Origin of the sequence: Streptosporangium sp. NPDC023963 (genome assembly GCF_040639135.1) — a bacterium.
In the GTDB taxonomy this organism is placed as follows: domain Bacteria; phylum Actinomycetota; class Actinomycetes; order Streptosporangiales; family Streptosporangiaceae; genus Streptosporangium.
In genome coordinates this window covers 1,171,171-1,187,933 of record NZ_JBEZZK010000002.1, presented here as the reverse complement: position 1 = coordinate 1,187,933, position 16,763 = coordinate 1,171,171, and the positions used below count along the sequence as shown (strand labels likewise).

The 16,763-nt window shown below is 72.7% G+C and carries 11 protein-coding genes; 3 read left to right on the top strand and 8 right to left on the bottom strand.

Annotation, left to right across the window (positions count from 1 at the left end; all coding sequences use genetic code 11):
• Positions 1–132 precede the first annotated feature (132 nt).
• Positions 133–1,851 carry an HAD-IIB family hydrolase gene (locus AB0F88_RS11235; RefSeq protein ID WP_362680526.1) on the top strand — a complete coding sequence of 573 codons (1,719 nt, stop codon included), beginning with the start codon at positions 133–135 and terminating at the stop codon, positions 1,849–1,851.
• A 60-nt stretch (positions 1,852–1,911) separates the two neighbouring features.
• Here the strand turns inward: AB0F88_RS11235 and AB0F88_RS11230 are convergent, their stop codons facing one another.
• Together AB0F88_RS11230 and AB0F88_RS11225 are read right to left on the bottom strand one after the other, a co-directional pair.
• Positions 1,912–5,160, bottom strand: coding sequence for a hypothetical protein (locus tag AB0F88_RS11230; RefSeq protein WP_362680524.1), 3,249 nt, complete (start codon positions 5,158–5,160; stop codon positions 1,912–1,914).
• The gene (locus tag AB0F88_RS11225) at positions 5,157–5,360 is read right to left on the bottom strand and encodes a hypothetical protein (RefSeq protein ID WP_362680521.1); all 204 of its coding nucleotides are present in this window, start codon (positions 5,358–5,360) and stop codon (positions 5,157–5,159) included. Before AB0F88_RS11225 ends, AB0F88_RS11230 begins: the two co-directional genes overlap by 4 nt.
• Positions 5,361–5,566: 206 nt before the next feature.
• On the opposite strand from AB0F88_RS11225, the gene AB0F88_RS11220 reads away from it, so the two are divergent.
• Positions 5,567–7,459 (top strand): propionyl-CoA synthetase, encoded by a 1,893-nt coding sequence (locus tag AB0F88_RS11220; protein WP_362680518.1) that lies wholly within the window; start codon positions 5,567–5,569, stop codon positions 7,457–7,459.
• A gap of 149 nt (positions 7,460–7,608) precedes the next feature.
• Positions 7,609–9,936, top strand: a complete 2,328-nt coding sequence (locus AB0F88_RS11215; protein ID WP_362680515.1) for a serine/threonine-protein kinase — start codon at positions 7,609–7,611, stop codon at positions 9,934–9,936.
• Between the two features lie 60 nt (positions 9,937–9,996).
• Here the strand turns inward: AB0F88_RS11215 and AB0F88_RS11210 are convergent, their stop codons facing one another.
• From AB0F88_RS11210 to AB0F88_RS11185, 6 genes are all read right to left on the bottom strand, one after another.
• Positions 9,997–11,163, bottom strand: coding sequence for a DUF418 domain-containing protein (locus tag AB0F88_RS11210; RefSeq protein WP_362680512.1), 1,167 nt, complete (start codon positions 11,161–11,163; stop codon positions 9,997–9,999).
• A gap of 169 nt (positions 11,164–11,332) precedes the next feature.
• Entirely contained in the window at positions 11,333–12,328 is a 996-nt protein-coding gene (locus AB0F88_RS11205) for a BadF/BadG/BcrA/BcrD ATPase family protein (protein WP_362680509.1), read from the bottom strand.
• A 5-nt stretch (positions 12,329–12,333) separates the two neighbouring features.
• On the bottom strand, positions 12,334–13,221 hold the full coding sequence (locus tag AB0F88_RS11200; RefSeq protein WP_362680506.1) for an alpha/beta hydrolase: 888 nt from the start codon (positions 13,219–13,221) through the stop codon (positions 12,334–12,336).
• 173 nt (positions 13,222–13,394) lie between these two features.
• A complete protein-coding gene (locus tag AB0F88_RS11195) occupies positions 13,395–14,789 on the bottom strand; it encodes an FAD-dependent oxidoreductase (RefSeq protein ID WP_362680642.1) in 1,395 nt (464 codons plus the stop codon).
• Between the two features lie 244 nt (positions 14,790–15,033).
• The gene (locus AB0F88_RS11190; RefSeq protein ID WP_362680503.1) at positions 15,034–15,885 is read right to left on the bottom strand and encodes an ABC transporter permease; all 852 of its coding nucleotides are present in this window, start codon (positions 15,883–15,885) and stop codon (positions 15,034–15,036) included.
• Complete coding sequence (locus AB0F88_RS11185) at positions 15,882–16,733, bottom strand: ABC transporter permease (protein WP_362680500.1); 852 nt, start codon at positions 16,731–16,733, stop codon at positions 15,882–15,884. The genes AB0F88_RS11190 and AB0F88_RS11185 overlap by 4 nt, the downstream gene beginning before the upstream one ends.
• Between the last annotated feature and the right edge of the window lie 30 nt (positions 16,734–16,763).

Sequence of the window (16,763 nt, the reverse complement as noted above, 5' to 3'; positions counted from 1 at the left end):
CGCAAGACGAGCCTCGGGTTCTGCACAACGGCTGAGGTCAACGGTCCCCCTCCGCCGCCGGAACGTCTTTCTACCAGGAGAAGTTCACCTCGCATCCCGTTTCCCTCCCCGGTGCGGGGTAAGTGGCCGGGCATGCGCTATCACGTTCTGGCCTGCGACTACGACGGAACGCTGGCCGCCGAGGGCCACGTCGACGACGACACACTGGACGCGCTCGAACGCCTCGCACGCTCGGGGAGGCGGCTGGTCATGGTGACCGGCAGGGAGGTCGAATCCCTCACCCGGGACTTCGAGCGGCTGGACCTGTTCGACCTGGTCGTCGCCGAGAACGGGGCCGTGCTCCACCATCCCGGCGAGCAGAAAAGCTCGGCCCTCGCGGAGGCGCCGCCCGAGGCCTTCGTCGAGCGCCTGCGCGAGCTGGGCGTGGAGCCGCTCAGCGTCGGTTCGGCGATCGTCTCCACCTTGGAACCCCACGCCGAGACCGTTCTCACCACCATCCGCGAGCTCGGGCTGGAGATGCAGGTCATCTTCAACAAGGGCGCGGTGATGGTCCTGCCCTCGGGTGTCAACAAGGCCACCGGCCTGGCCGCGGCCCTGGCCGAGCTGGAGATGTCGGCCCACAGCGTGGTCGGCGTGGGCGACGCCGAGAACGACCACGCTTTCCTGGCCGCCTGCGAGTGCGCGGTGGCGGTGGCCAACGCGCTCCCCGCCGTCAAGGAGCGGTGCGACCTGGTGACCGAGCGGGAGCGCGGCGCCGGGGTCGTCGAGCTGATCGACCGGATCGTGGAGAACGACCTGGCCGACGTGGACGCGGCGCGCCACCACCTGCTGCTGGGCACCGACGACGGCGGAGAGGTACGGTTCCCGCCGCACGGCGTGCGCATGCTGGTCGCCGGGCCCTCGCACAGCGGCAAGTCCACCGTCACCGCCGCGCTGCTGGAGCGGATCACCGGGGCGGGCTACCAGTTCTGCCTGATCGACCCCGAGGGCGACTACACCGACGGGGTCGAGGGCGCGTCCGTGCTCGGCGACGTCCGGCGCGCGCCCACCCAGGAGGAGATCCTCCAGGTGCTGCAGGACCCCGAACAGAGCGTCGTGGTCAACCTGCTGGGCGTACCCCTCGACGACAGGCCCGGTTTCTTCCAGGACTTCCTGCCCCGCCTGTCGGCGCTGCCGGCCGGCTCCGGGCACCCGCACTGGCTGGTGGTCGACGAGGCCCACCACATGATGCCCGACGGTTTCAAACTGCAGTCGGTGGAGATGCTGCGCGAGATAGGCGGGATCCTGCTGGTCACCGTGCATCCCGAGGCGGTCAGCGAGGCGGTCGTGCAGACCCTCAACACGGTCGTCGCGGTCGGGGACGAGCCCGGGGGCGTCCTGGGCGCGTTCGCCGCCGCCACCGGCCACGACGCTCCCGGCCGGGATCTTCCCGACCTGCCGACCGGGGAACTGCTGTTCTGGCGGCTCGACGGCGAGCCGGTCAGGGTGCGGCTGGCCCCGCCGGAGGAGGAACGCCAGAGGCACCGTCGCAAGTACGCGGCCGGCGAGCTCGGGGAGGACGCCAGCTTCTACTTCCGCGGTCCCGAGAACGTGCTGAACCTGCGGGCCGGCAACCTGACCGCGTTCTGCCGCATCGCCGACGGCGTCGACGAGGAGACGTGGACCTACCACCTGCGCCGGGGCGACTACTCGCGCTGGCTGGCGGACAGCGTCAAGGACGAGGAGCTGTCGGCCGAGGTGGCCGAGGTCGAGCAGGATCCCGGCGACTCCGCCGGCGACGCCAGGAAACGGGTACGCGAGCTCATCGAGGCCCGCTACACCGCCCCCGCCGAACCGAGCGGGATCACCTGACTCTCCGGCCGGACCGGCGTGCCGGGCGAGGACGGCGTGACCTCGCCCGGCACGCCGTCCTCATGACGTGTCTCCGGTGAGCTGGGCGTGAAGGCGCCCGCACTCGTGGACGAAGCGGATCGTCCGGGGGCTGCGCGCGAACTCGGCGACGGCCGGGATCTCCCCGCGCGCGCCGGTCCAGCGTGCCACGTCGGCGGCGAAGGCGACGAGTTCGGTGTGGGTCACGGTGATGCGCCGCCCCGCGCCCGGCAGCATCCCGGGCAGCATCCCGGGCAGCATGGCGCGCAGGATCCGCCACACCTCGTGGTGGCCGCCGGCGTCGGCCAGCTCGGCCAGGGCCGCGACGGCCGGGCGGGTCTCCAGCCAGGTGCGGCGCAGCACCAGCGCGAGCTGGCGGCCGATCGCCTCGGCGGGCAGGTCGCCTCTGGCCGCCATCCGCAGGACCACCGGGATCGTCCCGGGCGCGCCGCTCCCCAGCAGGAAAGCGATGATCACCGCCGTCGCCTCGCCCACGGGGCCGTCGCAGGCGGCCAGGCGGGACAGTTCCGCCGGGGTCACGCTTGCGTACCAGCGGCTGCGGAGCACGAACGGCAGCATGTTCACGGCCACCACCTCGCGGTGCGAGGGCAGCATGGCCGGCCACGCGCCGATCCCGCTGCCCAGGCCCTCTTCCGACCGGTCGAACGGCTGCCGCAGCAGCACCTCGTCGATCAGCTCGTCACCGGTGGGCGTGGCCCGCAGCACCGGCGTCAGGCGGACCGCGGTGAAGTACTCGGGTTCGCCGTCGCCGAAATCGACCATGGACGCGTCCACCATGTGGGTCCACCGGAAACCGCACTCCGGGTCGGGCATACCCTGCCCGGCCAGCCATTCGGCCGCCGTGCGCGCCGCCGCGGAATCGATCTTCGCGGCCCGGCCCGCAGCAGCCGGGTGGCCGCCCCGGGGCAACCGCAGCAGCGCCTGCGCCAGATCGGCCCGCAGCGGTTCCACGCCCGCGGCGGCGCATGCCTCCAGCCGGTCGGCCAGCACGTCGGGATCGAGGTGGCCGGTCGTCCACGTCGGCGTGGCCAGCAGCACCGGCGGCAGCGCGCCGGCGCGCAGGGCCCCGTACAGCTCCGCGTAACGGGTGGCGAGGAGGTCGGACGGCGGCGAGAGATAGTTCGGGTGCGGGAGCCGGTGCCGCCGCCGCCACTCGTGCGGGGCGGGAAGCGGCTGGGGCTGGAAGGAGCGCAACCGGGGCGGGACGAAGCCGACGGTGACCGCCACGAGCGGCTCGTCCGGGCCGGGCGGGGGCACCGGCAGGCCCTTCCGCATCGCCGTGATCCGGTCGGGGTTCACCCCCAGGTCGGCCATGTGCTCGTAGGCGCCACGCAGGTCGTAGTCCGGCATGGCCTCCACCGAGTCGTCGTAGAGGACTCCGGGCTCCACCGGACGGCGCTCGCCGTGATCCGGGACGGCGTCGTCGAAGTCCTCGGACTCGTCGAAGTCCTCGAACTCCTCGAACTCGTCGGACTCGTCGGGGCCTGTGTCCGGTGCCCGGTCGTCATCGGAGGGCTGTCCGTACAGGTAGACCCGGCCGTTGGCGAAGGGGATCGGCTCACCGGCCTCGACGGCCACGGCCCCGGCCGGGCCGTCGTCGCTGGTCCAGGTGATGAAGATGGCGCGGAGCGGGGTGTCGTCGTCGAGGTAGCGGCCGGGGCGCCAGTGGCCGGCCACCGTGATCCGCCGTTTCGGCGGCTCCAGCTCGATCTTCTCGCCGCGGGTGACCTGGCGGACCGAGACCGAGCGACTCGGGCCGTCCCAGAACTTCCGCGGGCCGGCAGGGGGAATCTCCGGCAGGGTGCCGGGCACGACGAGCTCCTCGGCCAGCACGGCCTGCCATTCGCCGGGGTCGGTGATCTCCTTCCTGTCCTGCCGGTGTTGCGTCCGCTGCTCGACGTGCGGCCTCAGCCTGCGGCGCAGGTTCGTGCGGTTCTCCGCGACCCCGGCGACGAACGCCGCCATCCAGCGCTCCCATCCGATCCACCGCTCGTGGTGGTTCGGGAAGATCGACGGCTCGGGGAAACGCTCCGGTGAGGGCACCTCGGGCAGCGGCGGGAACTCCTTGGCCTCGGCCGGCTCCTCGACAGGCCTCTCCCCGCCGAACCGGGCGGCGAGCCTGACGCCCACGTCGGCGGGGAGCTGGGGGATCGCGTCGAGGATCGCCTCGGTGTGGCCGGCGAGCAGGTCGGCGTGTTTCAGGGTCAGCTCGGCCGCGCGGTTGCGCACGTCGAAGGACTTGTGCGCGTACGCCGCGGTCAGCGCGGCCACGAAGTCGGCGGCCGTCCCGGGCGCGGCCCGGATCGCCCGGTCGAGCCAGCGCAGGCCCGTGGCGGCGAGCTTGGCCTCGTCCCGGAAGGTGAGCGCGTCGACCGCCTCGACCAGGTCGGCGTGGTCGAGCGGCATCGCCCCGCGTACCTGCCCGGCGGCCAGCTCGGCGACCGTGCCCGGAGCCGACGGCAACAACCGCAGGTAGTCGCGCAGGCGGGGCGCGGACTCCTCGGGCGTGGGGTCGAGGAGCGTGTGCAGCCGGACGAAGAACCGCAGGTCCTGCGCCTCGCCGCCGCGCAGGAAACGGCTCACGCAGCCGTCGAGCACCCGCTCCCTGGGCAGCTCGCGGGCCACGGCGGCCAGCCAGCGGGTCGGCCCGGGCTCCAGCCGCTCGTCACGGAGGGCGCGGCCCGCGCCGTCGGCGTCGAAGACACGAGGCAGCAGCACGGGGGTCAGCGGGTCGTCGGCCACGCTCGGCGCGGCCAGCCAGGCGGCCACCAGCGGGTCGTGGTCGGGCGGCACGGCGCCGGACTCACGCAGCAGCGCCACGGCCAGCGGCGCGATGCGGTCGGCGGGACGGCGCACCCGCCGGGCCAGCCGGACCGCGACATCACGACGCCACTCCCGGGATCGGGTGGCCGCCACCCGGCACACCTGGGCGACGTCGATGTCCTCGGCCCAGCGGCGGTTGACGTCGCGGCCGGTCATCCACGTCACCGCGGCCGCCGGGCCGGTGATGACGCCGACACCGGCCAGCAGCAGCGCGCCGGCCAGTTCGTCGAGCAGGTCGCCGACCTCCCAGGAGGCCATCTCCTCGAAGTCGTCGGGATGATCGGCGCGTACCTGCTCGGTGCGGGCGCGGCGCAGCTCCTTGACGAGGCCGGGCAGCCGCCCGCCCAGCTCGGCGCGCTCCTCCCCGGTGAGCGCGACCAGCCGGTCGGCCAGGCGGGTGACCTGGTTGCGGGTGACCAGATCACAGATCTCCGTCCAGAGGGTCATCGGGAGACCTCCACGGCGGCACGGGCGACGCCGAGCAGGGCCGCCGCGGCGGGGGCCGTCCGGGTCACCGCGCCGCTGAGGAACCGGGGGTCCACGGCCGGGCCGGACAGGGCCCGCCCGCCGGAGGTCGCCGATCCGAGACGACCGTCGACCGGGGAGGAGGGCGCGGCGTATGCGTACGCCCGCGTCGCTGAAGTCATGGCCGGGACGTTAGATCACCCCACCGACAGACCGGCGCGGCAGATGTCGGGAGGGGAAAAGTTCCGGTGAACGTCCCCCGCGCCGGACCGGCCACCCCAGGTGGACACGGGTTGAAAGTCCGCGGCTCCACCGGGAGCCGTTCTCCGTGCGCGAAGGCCGGAGAGGGGCCTCGACCCGGGCGTGCGGGGAAGAGCATGATGGCCTGATGTCGTACGCTGACGCCTTCGCCCGCAGCATCGCCGATCCCGAGGACTTCTGGGCCGAGGCCGCCGAGGCGGTCACTTGGAGCAGGCCGCCGCGCGAGGTGCTGGACGCGGGGGCGCCGCCCTTCTACCGGTGGTTCCCCGACGGGGAGCTGAACACCTGCCACAACGCGCTGGACCGGCACGTCGAGGCCGGTCACGGCGACCGGCTCGCGCTGGTCCACGACAGCCCGGTGACGGGCACCGGCAGGCGCTACACCTACGCCGAGCTGCGCGACGAGGTCGCCAGGTTCGCCGGGGTGCTGCGCTCGCTCGGGGTGGAGCAGGGCGACCGGGTGGTGGTCTACATGCCGATGGTGCCCGAGGCGGTGATCGCCATGCTGGCGTGCGCGCGGCTGGGGGCGGTGCACTCGGTGGTGTTCGGCGGGTTCGCGCCCAAGGAGCTGGCGGCCAGGATCGACGACGCGCGCCCCAAGGTGGTCGTGTCGGCCTCCTGCGGGATCGAGCCCTCTCGCGTGGTGCCGTACAAGCCGATGCTCGACGCCGCGCTGGGGCTGGCCGCGCACGCGCCCGCGCACTGCGTGATCCTGCAGCGCGAGCAGGCCCCCGCCGAGCCGGTGGAGGGGCGGGACGTCGACTGGGCGGACGCGATGGCGAAGGCCGAATCGGCCGGATGCGTGCCGGTGCGGGCGACCGACCCGCTCTACATCCTCTACACCAGCGGCACGACCGGCCTGCCGAAGGGCGTCGTGCGCGACAACGGCGGGCACGCGGTGGCGCTGCTGTGGAGCATGGCCAACGTCTACGACATCGCGCCGGGCGAGGTGTTCTGGGCGGCCTCCGACGTCGGCTGGGTCGTCGGGCACTCCTACATCGTGTACGGGCCGCTGCTGCGCGGCGCCACGACCGTGCTGTACGAGGGCAAGCCGGTCGGCACCCCCGACGCGGGCGCGTTCTGGCGGGTGATCGCCGAGCACCGGGTGAACGCGCTGTTCACCGCGCCGACCGCGTTCCGCGCCATCAGGAAGGCCGACCCGGAGGCGGCCCTGCTCGGCGGGTACGACATCTCGTCGCTGCGGACGCTGTTCCTCGCCGGTGAGCGGCTCGACCCCGACACCTACCACTGGGCGGCCGGCAAGCTGGGCGTGCCGGTCGTCGACCACTGGTGGCAGACCGAGACCGGCTGGCCCGTCGCCGCCAACCTGCGCGGGCTGGAGCCCATGCCGGTCAAGCCCGGCTCCCCCACCGTGCCCGTCCCCGGGTACGACGTGCGCGTGCTGACGCCCTCCGGCGACGAGTGCGCCCCGGGAGAGGAGGGCGCGATCTGCATCCGGCTCCCGCTCCCGCCGGGCACCCTCCCCACCCTCTGGCAGGACGACGAGCGCTACGTGCGGTCCTACCTGTCGGCCTTCCCCGGCCACTACCTGACCGGCGACGGCGGCCACCTCGACGAGGACGGCTACCTGTTCGTGATGGGCCGCACCGACGACGTGATCAACGTGGCCGGGCACCGGCTGTCGACCGGGTCCATGGAGGCGGTGCTCGCCGCGCATCCTGCGGTGGCCGAGTGCGCGGTCATCGGGGTCTCCGACGAGCTGAAGGGGCAGGTGCCGCGCGGTTTCGTGGTGCTGAAGAGCGGGACGGAGATCGACCCGGAGACCCTGCGGGCCGAGCTGGTCCTGGCCGTCCGCGAGCAGGTGGGCGCCGTGGCGGCCTTCCGGCAGGTGGACGTGGTCCCGGCCCTGCCGAAGACCCGGTCGGGGAAGATCCTGCGCAAGACCATGCGCGGCATCGCGGAGGGCTCCGACGAGCCCGCCCCCTCGACCATCGAGGACGCGACGGTGCTGGACGTGCTGCGCCCCATCATCGGACGCCGCACCGCCGTGGACGGTTAGGAGGCCGGAATCTCCCGAGGTCACCCCGGGTGTTCTCGAGAATTCACGCGACGGCCGCACCGATCGGACGGCCCACGCTCGGCATCATCACGGTTACGATCAGTTCCCGTTCACGGCTTATCACGCCATGCCGTCGTTAAGGTCTTATCGTGGCGAACGACGCGGGCAGGCTGGTCGCCGGGCGATACCGGCTGATAGACGTGCTGGGCCGCGGCGGAATGGGCACGGTGTGGCGGGCCCGGGACGAGAGCCTGCACCGCCAGGTGGCGGTCAAGGAACTCATCCTCCCCGATTACCTGGACGTTTCCGCGCGCGAGACGCTCTACAAGCGGATGCAGCGTGAGGCCCGCGCCGCGGCGCAGTTGAAACATCCGGCGATCATCACCGTTCACGACCATGTCGTCGAGGCCGACGGCCGCCCGTGGATCGTGACAGAGATCGTCGACGGGCCCTCGCTGGACGAGGTGCTGAGAACCCGGGGGCGCCTGCCGCCCCAGCGGGTGGCGGCGATCGGCGGGCAGATCCTCGCGGCGCTGACGGTCGCGCACGCCGCCGGGATCACCCATCGCGACATCAAACCCGCCAACGTCCTGCTCGAAGGCGAGCGGGTCGTGCTGACCGACTTCGGGATCGCCGCCGTCGAGGGAGACGTCACCCTCACCGGCGCCGGCGTCACCCTGGGCACCCCCGCCTTCATCTCTCCCGAGCAGATCAACGGCCACCCCGCCACCGCGGCGTCGGACCTGTGGTCGCTGGGCGCCACCCTGTACGCCGCGGTCGAGGGCCGCCGCCCGTTCAGCGGCACGACACACGGATCGATCTACGTCTCGATCGCCACCCGGCCGCCCGCCCCGCCCGTGCACGCCGGTCCCCTGGCGCCCGTTCTGGAAGGGCTGCTGCGCAAGGACCCCGCCCTGCGCCTCACCGGCTCCCAGGCCGCCGCGGCGCTCGCCGAGATCGTCTCCGCCCCGGCACCCGGTCGACCCTCCGCCGGGCCGGGAGACGAATCCTCCGCCGGGCCGGGAGCGGACGACGGCGACACCCGGATCGCCGACCGCGCCGACCGCGCCGCTCCCCCCGCACCCGCTCCTCCCCCGTCTCCTTCACCGGCCGAGGCGTACGCCACCGCGCGCCAGGAGGAGGTCCAGGAGGAGGTACGGCCCGTCACCCTGCCGTTCACCGCCGCGTCCCCCACCGCCGTGTCACCAACAGCCGTGTCACCAACAGCGTCCCCCACAGCCCCGCCCCCCGCCCCCTCTCCGGCCGCCACCGAGCCCGCGTGGGCCCCGGGGCGCACCTCCCGGCGCGGGCTCGGCCCCGCGATCGCGGTGGCCGCGGCGCTCCTGGTCACCGCCGCCACCGCGGCCTACCTGTTCCCGCCCTCGCCGGAGCCCGCGAAAGTAACCGGCGTCGCCCAGCTCAGGGGGCACGGGGAGAGGGTGAACGTCGTGGCGTTCAGCCCCGACGGCGGAACGCTGGCGGGCGGCGACGGCGACGGCGCGGTGATCCTGTGGGACGCGCGGACCCGGCGACCCGCCGGCGACCCGATGAAAGGCCACACCAGGGCGGTGGAGGCGATGGCGTTCAGCCCGGACGGCGGGCTCCTGGCCAGTGGCGGCAACAACGGCGAGGGAACCGACTCCGGCGACCACACGGTGATCCTGTGGGACACGGCGACCCGGCAGCCGAGCGGCGACCCCCTCACCGGCCACACCGACTGGATACGGTCGGTCGCCTTCAGCCCCGACGGCAGGACCCTCGCCACCGCCAGTGCCGACAGGACGGTGATCCTGTGGGACGTCGCGACCCGGCAGCGGATCGGCGACCCCCTCACCGGCCACACCGACTGGGTGCAGTCGGTCGCCTTCAGCCCCGACGGCGGGACCCTCGCCACCGGCGGCGACGACACGACGGTGATCCTGTGGGACGTCGCGACCCGGCAGCGGATCGGCGACCCCCTCACCGGCCACACCGATCTGGTGCGGTCGGTCGCCTTCAGCCCCGACGGCAGGACCCTCGCCACCGGCGGCCGCGACAAAACGGTGATCCTGTGGAACGTCACGGCCCGCCGGCCGATCGGCGCCCCCCTCACCGGCCATCCGGACGAGATCCACACCGTCGCGCTCAGCCCGGACGGCGGAACCCTGGCCGTGGGCACCGGTTCCGTCGTCCGGCTGTGGGACCTGGCGACCCGGCGGCCGATCGGCGACCCGCTCACCGGCCACGCGGGTCCGGTCTGGTCGGCCGCCTTCGCTCCCGACGGGAAGATCCTCGCCACCGGCGGCGACGACAAGACAGTGAGGCTGTGGGACACCTCCTTCGCGGCCGGCGCGGGCACGGCCGTTCCGTGGTCGTGGCTCGCCGGGGCGGGCGTGCTGGTCGTGGTGGCGGCGGGAGCGGTGGTGATCCTGTGGCGGCGCGGCGGGCGGGCTCCCGCCGGGGAGGCCACCGGAGCGAGAACCTCGGCGGCCTCCTAGCAGGGCTGTTCCGCAGAAGGGCCGCGACTGTGGCGGCGACCCTCCGCGACAAACCCTGCCCTAATGTTTTGTGGGAACTTCTACTCTTTTGTCAGATTTCTTTGAGCGTCCCTGCGGCGCCAGGTACGCCCACTGCCAGAGCGTCTCGACGGGACCCCGTTCGAAGTGCCGCAGCCACAGCGTGGACAGCGTCATGAAGAGCGCGCAGATGCCCGCCCAGGCCGCCAGGACCCACCACGGCCGCAGGTCGTCGAGCGACGCGGCCAGGCCGAGTCCCCAGCCGTAACAGAGCGCCGACGCGACCAGGTTCTGGAAGATGTAGGAGCTCAGGGCGGTACGGCCGACGTTGTTCAGCCCTCGCCTCAGCACGCCGGGGGCGCCGGTCGCCCGCCGCGCGAGGGTCGCGACGAGACCGAGCAGGCCCAGCGCCACCACCGGGGGCAGCAGGTAGCGGTCCACCAGGAACCAGCCGGGGCCGGCGAAGGAGGTGACCAGGTTGAGCGGCAGGGCCACGGCGAGTCCGGCGACCACGAGCCTCCGGCGCAGCGAGGCGCCCCGCTCCGAGTCCTCGAACACCCCTGCGCGCATCAGCCGGGAGCCGAGCAGGAACAGCACGATGCCCATCGGGACGATGAGGACGATCTCGATCCGGTAGAGGCCGAACATCTCGACCCGGGCGGCGACCTGCTGCGGGTAGGTGCCGTCGGTGAAGAGCGTGGACGACTCCGGCCCGCCGTCCGTGCTCGCCGGGGCGGCGAGCATGCCGGCGGTGAGCAGACCGACCAGCGCGGCGAACACCGCCCCGACGGTGATCATCCACGCCTTGACCACGCGGTCGCTCCTGCCGATCAGGTACGCCACGATGACCGAGGTCAGCGCGTAGCCCATCAGCACGTCGAACTCGAAGATCAGCAGGTAGTGGATCAGGCCCTCGACGAACAGCAGCCCGGCCCGCCACAGGTACCAGCCGGGCCACGGCGCGCCACGGCGGGCGGCCGAGCGGTACTGGAGTTCGAGCCCGACCCCGAAGAGCAGGGTGAGCAGCGCGAGGAACTTGCCGTTGGTGAGGAAGCGGAGGAGGGTCTCCACGGTCTCCGGCCGGCCCAGCGCCCCCATGACGTCGGCGGGGCCTCCGGGGTCGGTGAAGATCCAGATGTTCGTGCCCAGGGTGCCGACGATGGCGATCCCCCTGAGCAGGTCGAGCACTTCTATGCGGCGACTTGTCACGCCTTCCACGATCCCGTCCGGAGGGCCCGCGGACATCGTCACGCAGGCCCATCCGGGACGTACATCGATGTGTGTACCCGGACCGGGTTCCGGACCGGCCGGACCGCTCAGACCACCCGGACCGCTCAGACCACCCGGACCGCTCGGACCGACGGAAACGAAGCCCGGCTCAGTCTCCGGAGACGACGCGGGCGTGCAGCCGGGCGGCGGTCGCCGGATCCCAGCCGAACGCCTTGCGGCCGGCCAGCCACGCCGCCGCCGCCGCGCCGTCGCCCGCCAGGACCGTCGAAGGACCCAGCCTCTCCCGTACGGCGGAGGCGACCGGTCCCTCGCTGGTCAGCACGCTCCCGGCCAGCACGATCGGGCTTGTCTCGCCCGGCCGGCGGACCTCGGCCACCGTCTCGCAGAGCAGCCGGGCCGCGGTGGACACAATCCTCAGGGCGGCCGGGTCCCCCTCCGCCGCCGCCCGGCTGACGAGCGGGGCGAGCCTGGCCAGCTCCAGCGGGGGCCGCGACTGCGCGCGGACCACCAGCCTGATCGCCAGTGCCCGCATCCCCTCCACCGTGCCCGCGCCGCCCTCTCCCATCTCGGCGACCGCCGGCCCCGAGACCTCGTCCTCCAGGAGGGCGTCGGTGACGAGGCGGGTGAGCCTGCCGCCCGCGTCGCCCCGGCTGAGGGCGTGGGCGGCGGCGCCGGCGGCCTCCCTGCCCAGCCAGAACCCGGAGCCCTGGTCGCCCAGCAGCCAGCCGAGCCCGTCGGCGATCGTCACCGGCTCGCCGTCCTCGATCCTGGCGGCGATGGCCCCGGTCCCGGCGATGAGCGCGGTGCCGCGCGGTTCCGCCGTACCGGCGGCGAAGGCGATGCCCAGGTCGCCGGTGAGCCGGGGCGGGACGCGCAGGCCGGCGGCGGCCCACATGGGGTCGAACACCAGGCGGTCCAGCGCCCCGCCGCCCGCCAGCCCGATCACCGCCCCGGCCACCAGGCCCGGGTCGGTCCCGCGCAGGGCGAGCTCCAGCGCCAGGCCGATGTTGGCCACCGCGACGGCGTTGCCGTGGGCCGCGGGGTTGCCGCCCGGCGCCCTCCCGTACCCGGCCCGCCGCCCCGAGGCGTCGAGCAGGAGGGCCCGCGAGGAGGTCCCGCCGACGTCCAGCCCGAGGACGTACATCGCGTTCAGAGGTGCTCGCCGAAGAACGCGGCGGCCGCCTCGACCGCCCGGGTGACGTGCGGTTCCGCGTCGTAGAGGTCGATGTGCAGCCTGGCGTCCAGCCAGACGAGCCTCTTGGGCTCGTCCATCCGCCGGTACGCCTCCTCGGCCCCCTCCGGCGAGCAGAAGCGGTCGACCACGCCGTGCACGATCAGGCCGGGCTTGGGCGACAGGAAGTCGGCGCCCGTCATGTTGTCCATGGTGATCAGCTCGCGGACGGAGGCCCGGGTGACCTCGTTGCGCCAGTGCTCCGAGGCGCCCCTGGAGGTGCCGTAGTAGGCGAACGGCTCGTCGCCCGGCATCGCCGCCTCCCCCTCCTCGGCCACCGCGGGCAGGTACTCCACCTCACCACCCCCGTCCTGGCGCTCCAGCACCGCCGTGAACGAGGCCAGCGCCTCCTGGTACCCGGCGGGCGACATCCCGGCGCGCATGCCGTAGGGGTTGTTGTAGGCCCCCGCGATGCCCGCGAACGCCTTCACCCGGGGGTCGAACGCGCTGAACTTGAGCGCGTAGCCCCCGCCGAGGCAGATCCCGACCGCGCCGATCCTGTCGCCGTCCACCTCGGGGCGCGAGCGCAGCAGCGAGACCGCGGCCCGCAGGTCCTCCAGCTTGCCCTGGGCGTCCTCGTGGTTGCGCGGCTCCCCGCCCGACTCTCCCCAGTTGCGGTGGTCGAAGGCCAGCGTCGCGTATCCCGCCTCGGCCAGCCGGGCGGCGTACAGGCCGGTGACCTGGTCGCGGGTGCCGGTGAACGGGCCCGTGAGGACCAGGGCGGGGTGCGGGCCCGGCGCCGCCGGAATCCGCAGGTCGCCGACGAGGGTTATCCCTCCGGCGGTGAACTTCACCTTTTCCGACATGCTCCAAGTCTGTACGGCCGGCGCGGCGGAAGCCAACGGGCTCCCCTGCCCTGCCGATCGTGCCGTGCCGGTCCGGCCTCGGCCTCCGCCGTCCGCGGGCCGTCCCCCGCCCCCGCTCGTCCGGCCTGAGCCGGGAGCGTGGGCGGGGGACGGCTTCCAGAACCTCCGGAACCCTAGGAGTCGAACCCGAGACCCATCCGGTCCAGGGTCCGCAGCCAGAGGTTGCGGCGCCCCTGGTGCAGGTCGGCCTGGGCGATCGACCAGCGGGTCATCTGGATCCCGGCCGAGCGGACCGGCTCGGGCGGGAACGGGACGGGCTTCTCCTTGACCATCCGCAGCTCGGTCCGCTCGGTCCGCTCTCCGGCGAGCAGGTCGAGCATGACGTTCGCCCCGAACCGGGTCGCGCCGACGCCCATCCCGGTGTATCCGGCGGCGTAGGCGAGGCGCCCGCCGTGCGACCGGCCGTAGAAGGCGCTGAACCGGCTGCAGGTGTCGATGACGCCGCCCCACCTGTGGGTGAAGCGCAGCCCGGACAGCTGGGGGAACGTGGTGGAGAAGTGTTCCGCCAGCTTGACGAAGGTCTCGTCGCGCTGCTCGTACTCGGGCTTGATCATGCCGCCGTTGTAGTAGACCGCGTCGTAACCGCCCCAGAGGATCCGGTTGTCCTCGGTCAGCCGGTAGTAGTGGAACTGGTTGGCCGCGTCCCCGACCCCCTGCCGGTTGTGCCAGCCCACCGAGGCCAGCTGGCCGGCCGAGAGCGGCTCGGTCATCAGCGCGTAGTCGTAGACCGGCACCAGGAAGTGCTTCAGCCGCCGCAGCAGCGGCTGGAACACGCCGGTGCCGAGCGCCACCTTGCGCGCCCTGACGCTGCCGTGCGGGGTGATCAGGTCCAGGCTCGTCGGGGTGTCCCTCATGGTGCGTACCGGCGTGCGCTCGTGGATGCGCACGCCCAGCGAGAGGCAGGCCTGCCGGAGCCCCCAGGCCAGCCGGGCGGGGTCGAGCATGGCGCAGCCGTCGCGCTCCCAGTGGCCCCCGATGTACGTGGGCGAGTTCACCTCCGCCCGCACCTGTTCGGTGTCGAGGACGTCGAAGCGGGCGCCCAGGTCGCGGGCGACGCCGACGTTGCGGTTCATCTCCTCCAGCTGCCACGGCTCGGTGGCCACGTGCAGCTCGCCGGTGCGCTCGTAGCCGCAGTCGATGCCGTATCCGGCGACCGCCTCGCCGATCTCGTCGAGGTTGTCGACGCCGAGGCGTTCGAGCGTGGAGATCTCCTCGGGCCAGCGCTCCAGCCCGTTGGCGATGCCGTGGGTCAGCGTGGCCATCGCGAAGCCGCCGTTGCGGCCGGACGCCGCCCAGCCGACCCTGCGCCCCTCGAGGAGGACGACGTCGAGCGAGGGGTCGCGCTCCTTGGCCATCAGGGCGGTCCAGAGCCCCGAGAAGCCGCCGCCGACCACCGCCAGGTCGGCGGTGGTCTCGCCGAAGAGCCGCGCCAGCGGCTCGGGTTTCGCCGGACTGTCGAGCCAGTACGGCTTGCGCTCCGCATCAGCAAGAGCCTTCAGCGGATCCACAAATCTCACTTCCCTACGTGAGTCAGGTTGTCTTTGTGTGTATCGCGTGATCATGGAGATCGCGCGCGGGTTCCCCCCGCCTGAATCCGATCTCGCCTCCCTGTTCTCTGCCGGGAATCTGTTCTCCGCCGGGATATTGTCCGCCGCGGCCCTCGCCGCCGGGAACCCGGGGACCCGGGGATCCGGGAGCCCGGGTACACCGAAGCCCCGTGCCACCCGGTGAGGGCACGGGGCTCGGCGAAGGCTAGGTGCGGCGGCGCGCGGTGACCGTGTTGACCACGGCGATGGCGACGCCTACCGCGAATATAAGCGTTCCGATGACGTTCACCTGAGGCGGCACCCCGATGCGGGTGGCGCCCCAGATCCACAGCGGGAACGTCTGGACGGCGCCGCTGGTGAACTGGGTGATCACGAAGTCGTCGATGGACAGGGCGAAGGCCAGCAGCGCGCCCGAGACGACGCCGGGCAGGATCATCGGGAAGGTGATCCGCCAGAACGTCGTCCAGGTGGACGCGCCCAGGTCGCGCGCCGCCTCCTCGATCGACCGGTCGAGCCCGATCACCCGGGCCCGCACGGTGATCGCCACGAAGGACAGCGAGAACAGCACGTGCGCGACGACCACGGTCGCGAAGCCGGTCTGCACGCCGACGCTGATGAACAGCGACAGCAGCGAGGCGCCCATGACCAGCTCGGGCGAGGCGATCGCGGCGAACATCACCAGGTTGGTGGCGCCCTGCCCGCGGAACCGGTAGCGGCCCAGGGCCAGGCCCATGAGCGTGCCGAGCACCGTCGTGATCACCGTGGAGAGCAAGGCGATCTTGAGGGAGTTGGTCACGGCCTCGAGCAGCTGGGGGTACTCGTCCAGGCGGCCCCACCACTGGAGGGTGAAGCCCTGCCAGGTCACGTTCGACTTGCTCTGGGTGTCGTTGAAGCCGAACGCGATCATGACGGCGATCGGCAGGAACAGCCAGATCAGGATCAGCCAGACGTAGCCGAAGAGCAGCCGGTCGCCCAGCCTCCTGCGGGCCCGCGGGGCCTTCCGCCCGGCGGGCGCGTCCGCCGCCGGGGCCTCCGTGACGTCGATGGTGGTGCTCATCGGGCCGCCGCCTCCAGGACGTTCTCGGTGCCGAGCGCCTTGGCGTAGACGAAGATGCCGACCAGCATCGCCGCCATCAGCGTGAACGACAGCGCGGCGGCGGTCGGGTAGTCGTTGTTGACCAGATACTCGAGCTGGATGATGTTGCCGATCATCGTGTTCTCCGGGCCGCCGAGGATGCCCGCGTTGACGTAGTCGGCGGTCATCGGGACGAACGTCATCAGCACCCCGGCGAACACGCCCGGCAGCGAGAGCGGCAGCACGACCCTGGTGAACGCCTCCCGTTTGCCCGCGTAGAGGTCCTGGGCGGCCTCGACGACCTTGGGGTCCACCCGCTCCAGCGCGACGTAGATCGGCAGGATCATGAACGGCAGGTAGTTGTAGACCAGCCCGCCGATCACCGCGGACGTCGTCTGCAGCACGTGGAAGTCCTCGGGCAGCAGCCCCGCCGACTTCAGCGGCCCCAGCAGCATGCCGTCGTCGGCGAGCATGAACTTCCACGACACCGTGCGCAGCACGAACGACACGAAGAACGGCAGCAGCACCAGCAGCAGGTAGGTCGACTTGCGGCTGCCGCCCTTGAAGGCGATCCAGTAGGCCATCGGGTAGGCCAGCGCGATGGAGATCACGGTCGCGGCCAGGCCGTACCCCGCCGAGCGCAGGAACTGCGTCTGGTACTGCGCCAGGACGTCGCCGTACACCGCGAAGTTGAACGTCTGGGCGAATCCGTCGACCACGTTGCCCTCCTGGATGGAGACCGAGGCCATGAAGACCATCGGCACCACCAGGAAGATCGCGAGCCAGAGTCCGCCGGGCAGGATGAGCAGGTAGGGGGCGAGGCGCTTCACCGGCCGACCGTCCCCTCAGGTCCGAGTCGC